Source organism: Shewanella sp. MBTL60-007 (assembly GCF_019654915.1).
Taxonomy (GTDB): domain Bacteria; phylum Pseudomonadota; class Gammaproteobacteria; order Enterobacterales; family Shewanellaceae; genus Shewanella.
The window spans coordinates 23791-37480 of record NZ_BPET01000016.1 but is presented as its reverse complement, the minus strand read 5'-3'; the positions used below and the strand labels follow the sequence as shown (position 1 = coordinate 37480).

The following is a 13690-nucleotide window of genomic DNA, read 5'->3' as shown; positions in this document are numbered from 1 at the left end:
CTCCTTCAAGGCTAAATAACTACGCATCATTTAAAAAACCCGTAAGAGGACTAGTATTGTGAGCTTGATGACTCACAGCCCCCAATCCTGCAATATATGCCTGTCGTCCTGTGCTAACGGCTTGCGCAAAACAGCGCCCCATTGCCACGGGATCGCGACTGCTAGCGATAGCAGTATTAACCAGCACGGCATCGGCACCGAGTTCCATGGCATGGGTTGCCTGAGATGGCGCGCCAATACCCGCATCGACAATCACAGGCACCTTGGCCTGCTCAATGATAATCTTTAAGAAAGGTTCACTCGCTAGCCCCTGATTAGACCCAATAGGACTGCCTAATGGCATCACAGCTGCGCAGCCAACCTCTTCGAGTCTGCGGCACAGCACAGGGTCGGCATGAACATAGGGCAAGACCACATAGCCTTGCTCACATAAAATGCGCGCCGCTTCTAAGGTTTCGATGGGATCGGGCATCAGGTACTTAGGATCGGGGTGGATCTCGAGTTTAACCCAGTTAGTACCTAACATTTCTCGTGAAAGATGAGCCGCGAATAACGCCTCCTTGACGTTACGCGCTCCCGCAGTGTTAGGCAGCAATTTAACCCCGCTCTCAAGCAAAGGCTTAAGAATATTGTCACTGCCGGTATTCAGATCCAGCCTTTTTACCGCCAAGGTCACTAATTGAGACTCTGAAGCGGCCACCGCAGCTAACATATTCTGAGCCGTTGCAAATTTGCCTGTGCCAGTGAATAACCTTGATTGAAATTGATGATCGGCAATCGTTAACATATTAGCCTCCCGCAACAACTGAGAAGAGTTCTAGTTTATCGTTAGCTTGACAAACTTGGCTCTGCCATCGACTGCGTGTGATAACATCACCATTTAGCGCTGCCGCAATAGCACTCATATCGACGCCACGGATCTCGCAATATACTTCAATCACGCTTTGCAGCGTCACGTTGACCGCAACCTGTTTTACCTCATCATTTACAATGATTGAGATACTGTCATTTCCTTTATACATAATCTTTCTCCGCAGACTGAAAGCCTGTTTTCACGCGCTCAGAACCTATGACTGAAGCTTGCTTTAAATTTAAATCTAGCTCCGTCACCAACTTGTCACCTAACTCTGAGGAATTATCGCCTTCAGCAACGCCGCAGACGCTACAGGCCTGATTGCGTGGTAAGTTAACCTCGCGCCAACTAAAATGTTTACCATCAAACCTAAACAGCTTACCCACGGCCTGTTTATGGCCAATCAACTGCTGCAGCGCAACTAGGGCCTGCATAGAAGCTAGCGCCCCCACCATAGGCCCAAGAATACCGACGGTTTGACAGCTTTGGCTTACCGACATATCAGCGGGAAACAAGCAGTGGTAACAGCCTGTATTTGGCTTGTGGCGCTGGTCAATACTGAGTAACTGCCCATTAAAATGTGCAACTGAAGCCGAAACTAATGGGATCTGGTTTTCTATCGCAAACCGATTAACTCGCTGGCGGGTAGCAAAGTTGTCGCTGCAATCGAGTAGCAGATCATAATGCTTATCACCATCCCCCAGTACTGCCACAATATTATCGTCTGTAAGAAATTGCCCAACCCAATTCACTTGGGTCTGAGGGTAGGACTGATTCAACTTTCGTCCGGCAACGTCAGCCTTGTTGTGTCCTAAGTCGGCATCATCAAATAACAGTTGTCTCGGTAAGTTAGACAGCTCTACCCTGTCTCCATCTACAAGGGTAAGCCTACCTATGCCCGCTGCGGCAAGCTGCTGTGCTGCTAAGTTACCTAACCCACCGACACCGATAATCACGACATGAGAATTGGCAAAGGTCAGCTGGCCAGACTCGCCAACTTCAGGCAACAGCACTTGACGCGAATAACGGATAAAATCGCTATCACTGAGTGACATAACTATTATCCTCGAGCCATGCGCTATTTAGCGTTTTAAAAGCAGTTGCGGGATCCTCGGCCTCGGTCAACGCCCGCACCACGGCAATATCATCCACGCCAGTGGCTTTAACGCTTTTAATGCGCTCCGCATCAATACCACCGATAGCCACTATTGGTAGCTCGCCTTTCATCAACGAGACATAATGCCCTAGCTTTACAAGCCCCTGAGGCTGAGATGGCATCTGCTTGGTGGTTGTCGGGAAGATATGTCCAAAGGCTATATAAGACGGCTGGTGTTGTTTTGCCAATAAAATCTCAAAGTAGCTATGGCTAGATAACCCAAGCGCTATGCCAGCTTCAGCAAGCTGCTTTAGACTGCTATCAAACAAGTCTTCTTGGCCTAGATGCACGCCGTAAGCCTGATGTTTGATGGCGAGCTGCCAGTGATCGTTAATAAACACTCGCGCTCGATAATCTCGCCCCAGAGCCACCGCTTTGATGATCTGCTCTTCAAGCGTTGGCTCATTCGTGTTTTTTATCCGCAGCTGAATGGTTTTAGCGCCCGCTTTGAGTAAGACTTCAAGCAGCGCGACATCGGCTACTACTGGATACAAGCCCAAAGGTTCATCTATCTTCGTAAAGCCTGCCATTTTAGCAGTCACCTTTTGCTCGCTTTCAATCGCAGAGCTCGGCAGTGAGCATTGAGCTGTGACTTGTTTGATATATGGAAACAGGTGTAATTCTCTTGGCCAAGCCGTTCTGCCTAAACAACCCGCTCCACTGCCCGGCTGATAGCTCGCCAATAGCCCCGCACTGACGTAGGCTTTGGCCACCACAACAGCATCGTTAAGCACAAAGCCATGAGCCAACACGGCGGCAATCGCCGATGACAAAGTACAACCTGTACCATGGCTATTGTTGCTATCGATTCGCGGGCTAGATAACCAAAAACTTTGGTGCTGATGTTGACTTGATATACCTTCGACTTCGCAGCAAACGAGCAAGTCATTAGCCTGAGCACGACTCCAGCTCGGGCCTTTATCACCGCCCTTAGCTAACACTGAGGTCGCAAGTTGTACAGAGAGTTGCTTTGCTGCGCTAATGCAGTCCTCAAGCTTGTCGAGTGTTTTGCCAGACATTATTTGCAACTCGCTGACATTAGGGGTCACTAATGTCAGCAAACCTTTAAAGGGGCTAAAATCCAGCGCAGTCCCCATGGCCAAAGGATCGCCGCAGGTTGCCACCATAACTGGATCTAAGATAACAGGTACAGATGTCCCCTTCTGCATCCAAATTTGTTGCTGCCGCTTAAGCCACTTAGCTAAGCAACAAATTTGTGACTGCTGTGCAAGCAATCCAATTTTAATTGCAGCAGGTTTTAGATCCGCGGCCAGAGTATCGAGCTGAGATAGCAGCATCTTCTCAGAAACGGACTCAACTAACGACACTGTGATAGAACTTTGCGCCGTGACTGCGGTGATCACGCTGCAGCCATGACACTCAAGATCAGACATGGTCGCGAGATCGGCCTGTATGCCTGCGCCGCCACCACTGTCTGAACCAGCAATCGTCCACACGATAGGACGGCTATCTATACTAGTTTGATTAGCATCTATCATGACTAATCCTCTAATACGGCATCGGGGTGCTTATCGGTCGCTTCATGGTAAAGCTCAGCGCCCTTGGCTTTGAATTCGGCCGACATCTGCGCCATCCCCTGCGCTTGTTGAGCGGCTAGACTTTGTCTAGGCTCTACACCATAAGATTCATAGGCTGAGGCGGGTTCAACTTCAATAGCGTTAGCTTGCTCGTTACGCTCTTTGGCTGCGGCGTAATCTCGCACCTCTTGGGTGATCTTCATCGAGCAGAATTTGGGGCCACACATGGAGCAGAAATGAGCAACCTTAGCGGACTCTTGAGGCAGAGACTCATCATGAAAAGCACGCGCGGTTTCAGGATCTAAGCCTAAGTTATATTGATCTTCCCAGCGAAACTCGAAACGCGCCTTAGACAGTGCATTATCGCGGATCTGCGCGCTCGGGTGGCCTTTAGCCACATCGCCGGCGTGGGCAGCAATCTTATAAGCGATTAGCCCTTGTTTTACATCTTCTTTGTTTGGCAGGCCGAGATGCTCTTTTGGTGTAACATAACAAAGCATTGCACAGCCATACCAAGCAATCATCGCCGCACCTATGCCCGAAGTAAAGTGGTCGTAACCCGGTGCAATATCGGTCGTTTGCGGCCCTAAGGTATAAAACGGCGCCTCATCGCAAAGCTCAAGCTGCTTATCCATATTCTCTTTGATAAGGTTCATTGGAATATGACCGGGACCTTCGATGATGGTTTGCACGTCATATTCCCAAGCAATCTTCACTAACTCACCTAAGGTTTCCAGCTCTGCAAATTGCGCTTCATCGTTAGCATCAGCAATCGAACCTGGGCGCATGCCATCGCCTAATGAAAGTGATACATCATAGGCAGCGCAGATCTCACAGATCTCTCTGAAATGTTCGTAAAGGAAGTTCTCTTTATGGTGCGACAGGCACCACTTGGCCATGATAGAGCCACCACGAGAGACGATTCCGGTCAAGCGTTTTGCCGTCATCGGCACGTAACGCAGCAATACACCAGCATGAATGGTAAAGTAATCGACCCCCTGCTCAGCTTGCTCTATCAAGGTATCACGGAAGGTTTCCCAGTTAAGTTCTTCTGCAACACCGTTCACTTTTTCAAGAGCTTGGTAGATTGGAACCGTACCGATAGGCACTGGCGAGTTACGAATAATCCATTCACGAGTCTCGTGAATATAGCGACCTGTCGACAAGTCCATTACGGTGTCGGCGCCCCAGCGAGTGGACCAAACCAGCTTCTCAACCTCCTCTTCAATGGATGAAGTCACCGCCGAATTACCAATATTGGCATTCACTTTGACTAGGAAGTTACGCCCGATAATCATAGGCTCGGCTTCAGGGTGGTTGATATTGAGTGGGATAATCGCGCGGCCGCGGGCGACCTCTTGTCTAACAAACTCTGGTGTGATCGGTTCTCCAATAACCGCACCAAAGCTTTCACCGCTATCTTTTTGGGTCAAAAGCGGATCTTGTACCTCAGCCATCGCCATATTTTCACGGATGGCGATATACTCCATCTCTGGGGTGATGATCCCCTGACGAGCATAATGGAGTTGGGTCACTCGTTTACCGACTTTAGCGCGGCGCGGCGGTAATAGAGACTCAAACCTTAGATGATCTAAACCATCATCGGCCAAACGCTGCTGAGTAAAACCCGAACTTGCACCTGCAAGTTGCAGGGTATCATCTCGCTCTGCAATCCAGTTATCACGCAGCTTATCTAGGCCTCTGCGTACATCGATATTTGCATCGGGATCTGAGTATGCTCCAGCGCAGTCATAGACTTTTAGGGGAGGATTAGCTTCAAAAACAGGAGCGTCTTCAGTACCACCCACCAAGGTATCTGTTTGGTAAATTTGACGCATGCCCACTCTAAGATCTGCTCGACTGCCTTCAAGGTAAACCTTCTCAGAATTTGGGTGCTGTAACGGCTTTAGGTTATCAATAAATTGTTGAGCTTGTGCTCGGGTTTCGCGACGATTTGACATTAGCAAACTCACTTTTTATAAGAAATGAAGTTGCTTGTCAGGAGAAATGAGAATGTGAAAAGTTGAACGGATCCCTTAGCGAATAAACGCCAGTGATACGTAACTACCGAAAACTGCAAAAGCGTCTTTAAAATAGGCTTTTTGTGCAGTATTTCGCTTGTTTCCTTCGCAGGTTCTAGCCTGATCAGGTTCAACGGATCCCGAATTAACGGTCTCAGCCATATGGCACTCCGACAAGATGAGCAGGCAGTATAGACCGTTCAGCTTGCAGGATACAAGACTCAAATCACCAAGGCGGACCAGCGGATCATTCAAAAACTATGAGCCATAACCATATGTATTTAAAGAAAATTAAAATATAAATCTATTATACGTAAAATTTAGATGAATATTTATCAACTGAATTTTATTTTTTTATTGGCAACATTCGCTTTTCCAACCGCGCAGATATCGCATCATTAATCGCTTTTTTTATCTTATCGCCACCGCAATTAAATGGATAACCTATGTTTTCTGCATAGGGGTTGAGTTGAGTGGGCACCTTTACGATCCGATAGCAGGTATCACCGTGCCTCACGATGCGGTTAGGGTCTAACCTGTGATCTGTGGTGATCACCTTGCTGTACTTCTCCACCTCAGGAAAAATTAGCTCCTGCATATCAGCGTCCATCTCACTGAGAGAACGCTTTTGGGTATATTGCTCAGCTTTGTCGATGATCAATGCATCGAGTTGACTGGCTTTTTGTTTCTCTAAATAAGATTGAGTAAATTGGCTCACACTCGTTCTAGGGTGTTTACGCTCTTCAGTGCTAACCCGAGGCAGGGTTGAAACATTCGATGGGGCTTGTAGATTAAGCTCTGATAAAGACTTATATTTCTCTGATGGCTCAAGTTTCGCTAAAGGCTTAGATTTCTCTGATGGCTCAAGTTTCGCTAAAGGCTTTATCGCCCCTTCCCGCTCAGCCTCAACCTCTTTCAAGGGCTTTGCCTGTAACTCTGGTGGCATGTCTAAGTTTGTGCGAGACGTTACCTCTCGCGTAGCCGCGGCGTCTGCGCCAGTTTCTAATTCGCTAACGGTTTGTGGCGGCTGATAGAGGTAAGAGTGAATTTTTACAGGCGATACCTCTTTTGTCATCAACACCGCACCAGTCCAAAACTCATTCAGCAGCAAAATTGCAAGCAAATGCAGTAGCAACACAAATATGATCACAGCGAGGCTATTACTCAAGCCCGAGGAGTTATTATCTAAAGGTAAGTTTTTGAATGAATGAGCTACTTGATTATTATCTTCAAACTCAGCCTCTACTTTACCTTCTAATAGCCTGTTGAATAGAGTGATGGTTTCATTAACCTCGATTACTTGAGCCCCGTAACCGACCGTAATCACATCACCTTCTATCAAGTTCGACCTTTGAGCGACAAAATTATTCGCGATTGGCATAGCGACAGGAAGGCTGATGTCGTCATCACTCTTCTTTTCAAGCTGTTTTGCTTCCCGCCTAGCTAATTTCAATCGCTCATCCCTTCTCTTGTCCCTATAGCGCAATAACTTAGAACAAAAGGTCTTCACATTGGTTCAACATTATTTTCAAGCGAGTTTAGTTCCTATTTTCTTATACCTTTTAACTTATGCCTTAATTAGCAACAAGGCTCTACAAAAAGGGGCTTAAAGTCCCCTCAATATAAGGCGACTCCACACTTTAAAAATGCTCGCTACCTCAGGGTTCCTAAACCTTCTAAAGAAAAAGTAAAATTAAGCGTACACGTGTTAGCTTAACCTGTAGCTTTTCAAATCAAAACTGTTAAACTGCTTTTAATTGTGGTCAAACCAGAAGTCTTTTATACGATGTCAGTAGAACAAGCGACAGTTTCAAACAAGCAAACTCCTCAACAAGGAGCTAAGCAGTTCACGACTGCAAGTTACTGTGTCAATGAAGAGCGGGCTAATAGCATTAGTCATGGTATTGGTGTCGTTGCGGGGATCATTGGACTGATTTTGTGCCTGTTAAAAGGTTATGATCACTTGAGTTTTATTCAGTTAACAGGTGTGGTTGTTTATTGCTGCAGCATCATTTTACTGTTTCTCTGCTCGACCCTTTATCATAGCGCCACCTCTCCCTTGCTAAAGCACCGACTTAAGATTGCCGATCACTGCGCTATCTATCTGCTCATTGCTGGTACTTATACCCCCCTGATGCTGATCACCCTAAACAGCAGTGATGCCGATCTGGTGTTAATGGCGATTTGGTCACTGGCAATTGGCGGGATCTTATTTAAAACACTATTTATTGGTCGCTTTAAGGCATTTAGTTTAGTGCTGTATTTGGTGATGGGCTGGTTATGCGTAACGGTTATGCAAGAGCTGATCGCTAATATGTCTGACTTGGGCTTTAATCTCTTGCTTGCCGGCGGTCTGTTTTACAGCCTAGGGGTAATTTTTTACGTGGCTAAACGTATTCCCTTTAATCACGCTATCTGGCACCTGTTCGTTTTAGGGGGAGCGTTCTGTCATTTCCTATGTGTCTACTTAACGGTGATTTGAGCTATTTTGCGTTAGGACATAGGCGAGCGCGAAAAATACTCCAATAAAAAAATGCACATTAAGTGCATTTTTTTATATTGGCTATTCATTTTTGTGTACACAGCGCTGCCTATTAAGCAAAATCACTGACAGAAATCTTGAAACGCTTTTGTTAATCGTGCCGCCTCATCAAACATATCTGCTTGTTTAAACAGCTCAATAATACACTCGAGGGTGCATAATCCCCCCTCTATTTGATTGCGCCGTAAGCTAAACTGAGACTTAGGAGTTTCCGCTAGGGAAAACCTTTTTGCTGTTTTCAAGTAGGGGCTTTGGCGTAACATCTTACGCGCCTCTTGCCAGGTCGCATCTAAGATAATTAACGTCTTGGGCAGCGGTGGCGGTACTAAATCGCCATGACTCTCTCGAGTTAATTCATTACCACATATACTGCCACTTTCTGCGCCCTGTTCGGCTTCATCGTTGGGAAGCTCCTTTGGAAACAACAGCGCACTCCCGCTTTCACTTAACTTGGCGAGCAATAATTCAGATGGCGCAACCCGTGACCAGATAATTCTTTGACAAAACTCGGGAAAATACTCAAGAGCGATATTACCGGTATTGGTTGCTCGAGTGGCTTCCCGCTCATGGGTTAACAATATAACTTGCAATAGATAGACTCAAAAGTTAACAAGGCAAAGATTATATACTCAATTCAGATAAAGATGCAGAGCACTAGTGAAAATCCCTTGAATGCACACTGAGCTTGGCGAGTTCATCTGAGATATCATACAGCTTCCCCGCAACCACATGGATAACATCAGACTTTCGCTCTAATATTCCCGTCACTTTCATAATAGTGGATACCAAATAGGCTTGACGCTGCGCCCTAGCGGTGGCGCTCCACACCACAAGGTTAACATTGCCAGTCTCATCTTCTAAGGTGATAAAAGTCACCCCCGATGCAGTGCCCGGCCTTTGCCTCCCCACAACAAGACCAGCCACGGTCACCAGTTGCCCACTACGGCAACACTCAAGTTGCTCAGCCGTTAGGCAATGACGTAAATGAGGCTTCCCCCTTAGTAAGGCCATCGGATGCAAACCTAATGTCACACCTGTATAGCTATAATCGGCTAACATCGACTCGGCGATGCTGGGCACAGGCAGCTGCACCTGTGTATATTGACGATTTCGACTATTACTCAGGCTGCCTGTTTGAGACTGATGCTGTTTTTTTTCATTCTGGTTTGTATCAATTATGCCCGTATCGAAAAGCTGCTTATCAAAGCTAAGCTGCTCAGCCTCCCTCTCAGCCTGAGCAAACAGAGGTAAACTCGGCTCACAAGCAGATAGTTGCCAGCGCGCTTGGTGCCGGTGACCAGCTACAGATGCAAAGGCGTTAGCACTGGCTAAAGTCTCTAATTCATGACGGGCAATGCCTAGATGATAGAGCTGTGCTAATTGGCTAAACCCTGTCGCAGGCCTCAGTTCAATGAGACGGTTTATCTCTTTGGCATGTAAACCTTTAACTAACCTAAAACCTAGACGAATTTGAGCCACACCCTCAGCTGTCGGCTCAAGTGTATGTTGCCATTGACTGTGATTAACACACACAGTTAAAACAGTGACACCATGTCGCCTCACATCTTGCAACAGCTGCGAAGGACTATAAAATCCCATAGGCTGGCTATTGAGTAACGCGCAGCAAAAGGCCGCAGGATAGTGATACTTTAAATAGGCCGATACATAAGCCAGCAAAGCGAAGCTGGCCGAGTGAGACTCTGGAAAACCATACTCCCCAAAGCCTTTTATCTGCCTGTAGATCTGCTCGGCAAACTCCGTTGAGTAACCACGGCTTTGCATCCCACGAAGCAGTTTATCTTCAAACTGCTGCAACTCACCTGAACGCTTCCAACTGGCCATCGCTCGACGAAGCTGATCGGCTTCTCCCCCCGAAAAGCCCGCTGCAACCATAGCTAACTGAATCACCTGTTCCTGAAAAATAGGGACTCCCATGGTACGTGAAAGTACCGACTCCACCTCAGCGCTGGGGTAACTGATCTTTTCCAGTCCATCACGGCGCTTTAAATAGGGATGCACCATATCACCTTGAATAGGGCCTGGCCTTACAATGGCGATTTGTACTACAAGATCGTAATAACAACGGGGTTTGAGCCTAGGCAACATCGAAGTTTGTGCACGAGACTCAACCTGAAAGACTCCCATGCTATCGCCCCGTTGCAGCATCTGATACACCTCGGCTTGCTCCCAGTGCACATCGGCCATAGAAAATGCCCGCTCTGAAGTGCTGAGCAATTCAAAGCACTTTCTAATTGCGCTCAACATACCTAATGCCAGTACATCCACTTTAAGTAAGCCTAAGCTCTCCAAGTCGTCCTTGTCCCACTGGATCACAGTTCTATCTGCCATGGCCGCATTCTCCACCGGTACTAGCTCACTCAAAGGCCCTGCAGAGATAATAAAGCCACCCACATGCTGCGACAGGTGCCGTGGAAAACCCAAGATCTCCTGCACTAAGGGCAATAAATAACGTGCAACGCCCTCTTGAGGCACTAAAGACTTAGCTTCTAACTGGGCTAACCAATCAAATTTTGTGTCTCGCCTGTCGATACTGTGCAGCAGATGCTCAATATGTTGCTTATCGATGCCCAGCGCCTTACCTACATCGGCCATGGCACTTTTAAATCGATAACTGATCACGGTTGCGGCTAGTGCTGCACGGTCACGGCCATATTTAGCGTAAATATACTGGATCACCTCTTCACGTCGTTCGTGCTCAAAGTCCACATCGATATCTGGTGGCTCATTACGTTCCTTCGACACAAAGCGCTCAAACAACATATTCACCTTAGTCGGATCCACCTCGGTGATCCCCAAGCAGTAACACACCACAGAGTTCGCGGCAGAGCCCCGCCCTTGGTGCAGAATCGCCTTAGACTTCGCGAACTGGACAATGTCATAGATGGTTAAAAAGAAATACTCGTACTGCATCTCTTTGATGATCTGCAGCTCTTTCTCATATTGCGCCTTGACCTTAGTTGGGATCTCTTTCCCAAAGCGCCACAAGGCTCCCCTATAAACCTCCTCAGCCAAATATTCACTGGCGCTGAGATGGCTAGGCACCACTTCACTAGGATATTCATACTTAAGTTCATCTAAGCTAAAGCTGCAGCGGTTGGCTATGGTCAACGTGTTATCAATCCAAGATTTTGGATAACGTTTAATGGTGGCTTCAATGGGTTTTAGCGCTGTTTCGGCATTTGCCAACAGCCGCGAGCCCGCCTGCTGTAGCTCTGTGCCATAACGAATGCAACTCAGCACGTCTAGCAGTTTCTGCCGCGACTGGGTATGCATACGCACATTCCCCGCAGCAACACACTCAATATTCAGCTGCTTAGCAAGATGACGCCAGATCTCAATTTTTAACGCTTCGCCTGCCAGCAGGTTTCGCTCCATAAGCAAGTAGCAACGCTCCTGAAACACATCGCTTATCTTGCGCCCAATCACTAAGTTTTGACTTTGATATTGCTGCAACTGCTCAGAGAGTTCACCACTGGAGATATCAATCGCTTCTGGAGAAGAGGGTTGCCAGAGTAAAATCGACTGCTCCAACCCCAGTAACAAATCGGTAAACTCCAGCTTATACTCGCCCTTTTCTGCTCTGCAGCGCGCCGTACTGATAAGCTGGCTAATTTGGCCATAGCCCTTACGGTTCATCGCCAATAACACGAAGAGGCCTTCAGCAAGCCTAAACTCGGCGCCAACTAGCAGCTTGATCTCGTGCTCTTTTGCCGCCTCATAGGCTTTAACAACCCCGGCCAAGGAGCACTCATCGGTAATGGCGATAGCCTGATAGCCCAGTTTTGCCGCCTGCTCTACCAGCTCATGGGGATGGGAGGCGCCACGCAGAAAACTGTAATTGGAAATTGCATGCAGCTCAGCGTACATCAGGCAAACCAACCATGCAGATAGAAACCTTGTTGATCACGATATACCCAACACAACCCACCATCGATATAACTGGCAATATAGTAATCTCGACAAGTACTCTCATCTTGCCACCAATGGGATTGAAGTCGCTCTGGTCCTTTAATTAACTCAAACTCTGCCAATGAAAGCGCTTGAGGCTGTTCGAGTAACCAAAGCGGTCGGCACGCACCAATGATCATCTCGGCTGTCGCAGTCGCTTTAGCTTGAATGGATGGATAACAAGTTAACTCAACACTTTGCCAACTTTGCTCTGGCAGCTGACTCGGTACGCTACGTAGCCCCTTGATCTTATCACTGCCTAGCCTTGCCTGTAGCTGTGACAATAAACGCTGGCGTGCCCCCGACTGGGCACCTTCACTAAGCCAAGCCTCTTGCCCGAGCGTGAGTGGCACAAACTTATCGGCGCTAATGATGATCTCAACAATAGGTTGATATAAGGTCATGCGGGCTAACTGCATATGACACAGGCTTAGTAAAGCTTCGGCTCTGTGTTCGGCAAAAGGGTAATGGATCACTATCTGCAGTGGCGCAAGTTCTAAATCTCTATAACGAAATGTTAGGTTTAGGGTTTGCACTGCCAACTGCCGCAGTAGTAAATAATCAGCCATCTCGTTGATCATCCGCCTTAAAGGAAAAATGATCCCAGGCATAGACTCGACTTCGTATAGTAGGCTCAACTTCTGCCTGTAATGCTCCGCTGGTTCAAAGTACACCATAGGTTGCGGCAACTTGCCCGTGATCTTAGCTAACATCTGCAGCAAGGCTTGACCAAAGCGCTGCCCCAACTCCTTATCGGGTAGAGCCATGATATCTTCAAGCGTAACTAGGCCAATATTGGTAAAAGTTTCAATTAAATAAGCCGAAATGGGTAAACGACTTATAGGTAAACTTGCGAGTAAATGCCTGCTTTGCTCATGTTGCAGATAACGAGACTGCATCCCTAACGTCTGGGTAAAGGATGTTTGAGCAATAACAGTATTGCTAAGCTTTTCTTGGTTAAGAGGAGCTGGGTTAACGACTGGATCTCTAACTAATATTCCTTCCTTCTTACCACATAAAACAGCAGGATCTTGTTCATTTCGCTCATCTAGTGCTTCTGTCTTCAAGGGGCTGTACTTAGGTGCCTGCAATGCAAGTAGCTGTGCCCCAAGTGGAGTATTGGCTATCGCAAGCTGCAACTCTAACCCTAAACTCTGGGCTTTTTGTGCATATTGAGCCACAAGACTGTCGAGCCCCCCAAATATCCGCGCCATTGAGCTCACCTCAAGTAACAAACAATCACTGACAGAGTCAGTCACTGCGAACTTGCTATTTGAGGTTGTATAAGGTGGCGGCATTAAAGCGCAATGCAGCGGCACAACACGGGCACTAAAGGCATAACTCCACTGGCATAACCAGTCTGATGCTTGCTGACATAAACCGGGCTCAAACTCTATCAACACCACATCTGGCAGTAAGCTTTGAGCCGTACTAATGCTCATTCCCTTACCGATCCCAACTTGCTCTGCAATCTCATCTTGGGCTAGCACCCGCAAGCTGTCAGGCTCAAATAACAAACAGCCTTGAACCGACTGCAGATCATGGTGATACCTTAAGTATTGAAATACCCATTGGGGATAATAGGCTGCAAGCCATAACATTTTTATATAC

At 47.2% G+C, this 13690-nt stretch carries 10 protein-coding genes and 1 riboswitch; of the genes, 1 reads left to right on the top strand and 9 read right to left on the bottom strand.

Features of this window, described 5'->3' with window-relative positions:
* Positions 1 to 19: 19 nt before the first annotated feature.
* From K5Q92_RS07630 to K5Q92_RS07605, 6 genes are all read right to left on the bottom strand, one after another.
* Entirely contained in the window at positions 20 to 787 is a 768-nt protein-coding gene (locus tag K5Q92_RS07630) for a thiazole synthase (RefSeq protein ID WP_220768416.1), read from the bottom strand.
* A gap of 1 nt (position 788) precedes the next feature.
* Entirely contained in the window at positions 789 to 1022 is a 234-nt protein-coding gene (gene thiS, locus K5Q92_RS07625) for a sulfur carrier protein ThiS (RefSeq protein ID WP_220768415.1), read from the bottom strand.
* On the bottom strand, positions 1015 to 1908 hold the full coding sequence (locus K5Q92_RS07620) for a HesA/MoeB/ThiF family protein (protein WP_220768414.1): 894 nt from the start codon (positions 1906 to 1908) through the stop codon (positions 1015 to 1017). The genes thiS and K5Q92_RS07620 overlap by 8 nt, the downstream gene beginning before the upstream one ends.
* Complete coding sequence (thiE, locus tag K5Q92_RS07615) at positions 1895 to 3508, bottom strand: thiamine phosphate synthase (protein WP_220768413.1); 1614 nt, start codon at positions 3506 to 3508, stop codon at positions 1895 to 1897. Before thiE ends, K5Q92_RS07620 begins: the two co-directional genes overlap by 14 nt.
* A gap of 2 nt (positions 3509 to 3510) precedes the next feature.
* Positions 3511 to 5508, bottom strand: a complete 1998-nt coding sequence (gene thiC / locus K5Q92_RS07610) for a phosphomethylpyrimidine synthase ThiC (RefSeq protein ID WP_220768412.1) — start codon at positions 5506 to 5508, stop codon at positions 3511 to 3513.
* Between the two features lie 144 nt (positions 5509 to 5652).
* Positions 5653 to 5751, bottom strand: a riboswitch (TPP riboswitch).
* A 163-nt stretch (positions 5752 to 5914) separates the two neighbouring features.
* Positions 5915 to 7021, bottom strand: coding sequence for a hypothetical protein (locus K5Q92_RS07605; RefSeq protein WP_220768411.1), 1107 nt, complete (start codon positions 7019 to 7021; stop codon positions 5915 to 5917).
* Between the two features lie 333 nt (positions 7022 to 7354).
* Here K5Q92_RS07605 and K5Q92_RS07600 point away from each other — a divergent pair, with 333 nt between their 5' ends.
* Positions 7355 to 8050, top strand: coding sequence for a hemolysin III family protein (locus K5Q92_RS07600; RefSeq protein ID WP_220768410.1), 696 nt, complete (start codon positions 7355 to 7357; stop codon positions 8048 to 8050).
* A gap of 122 nt (positions 8051 to 8172) precedes the next feature.
* Here the strand turns inward: K5Q92_RS07600 and K5Q92_RS07595 are convergent, their stop codons facing one another.
* The 3 genes from K5Q92_RS07595 to K5Q92_RS07585 form a co-directional block, all read right to left on the bottom strand.
* Positions 8173 to 8700 (bottom strand): DTW domain-containing protein, encoded by a 528-nt coding sequence (locus tag K5Q92_RS07595; protein WP_220768409.1) that lies wholly within the window; start codon positions 8698 to 8700, stop codon positions 8173 to 8175.
* A 64-nt stretch (positions 8701 to 8764) separates the two neighbouring features.
* Positions 8765 to 11998 (bottom strand): error-prone DNA polymerase, encoded by a 3234-nt coding sequence (locus K5Q92_RS07590; protein ID WP_220768408.1) that lies wholly within the window; start codon positions 11996 to 11998, stop codon positions 8765 to 8767.
* A complete protein-coding gene (locus K5Q92_RS07585; RefSeq protein ID WP_220768407.1) occupies positions 11998 to 13680 on the bottom strand; it encodes a DNA polymerase Y family protein in 1683 nt (560 codons plus the stop codon). Before K5Q92_RS07585 ends, K5Q92_RS07590 begins: the two co-directional genes overlap by 1 nt.
* Positions 13681 to 13690: the final 10 nt, after the last annotated feature.

What these genes read in the sequence shown, in the direction of transcription:
- K5Q92_RS07630 (WP_220768416.1), bottom strand. Translation starts at nt 787, where the DNA reads ATGTTAACGATTGCCGATCATCAATTTCAATCAAGGTTATTCACTGGC.
- thiS (WP_220768415.1), bottom strand. Translation starts at nt 1,022, where the DNA reads ATGTATAAAGGAAATGACAGTATCTCAATCATTGTAAATGATGAGGTA.
- K5Q92_RS07620 (WP_220768414.1), bottom strand. Translation starts at nt 1,908, where the DNA reads ATGTCACTCAGTGATAGCGATTTTATCCGTTATTCGCGTCAAGTGCTG.
- thiE (WP_220768413.1), bottom strand. Translation starts at nt 3,508, where the DNA reads ATGATAGATGCTAATCAAACTAGTATAGATAGCCGTCCTATCGTGTGG.
- thiC (WP_220768412.1), bottom strand. Translation starts at nt 5,508, where the DNA reads ATGTCAAATCGTCGCGAAACCCGAGCACAAGCTCAACAATTTATTGAT.
- K5Q92_RS07600 (WP_220768410.1), top strand. Translation starts at nt 7,355, where the DNA reads ATGTCAGTAGAACAAGCGACAGTTTCAAACAAGCAAACTCCTCAACAA.
- K5Q92_RS07590 (WP_220768408.1), bottom strand. Translation starts at nt 11,998, where the DNA reads ATGTACGCTGAGCTGCATGCAATTTCCAATTACAGTTTTCTGCGTGGC.
- K5Q92_RS07585 (WP_220768407.1), bottom strand. Translation starts at nt 13,680, where the DNA reads ATGTTATGGCTTGCAGCCTATTATCCCCAATGGGTATTTCAATACTTA.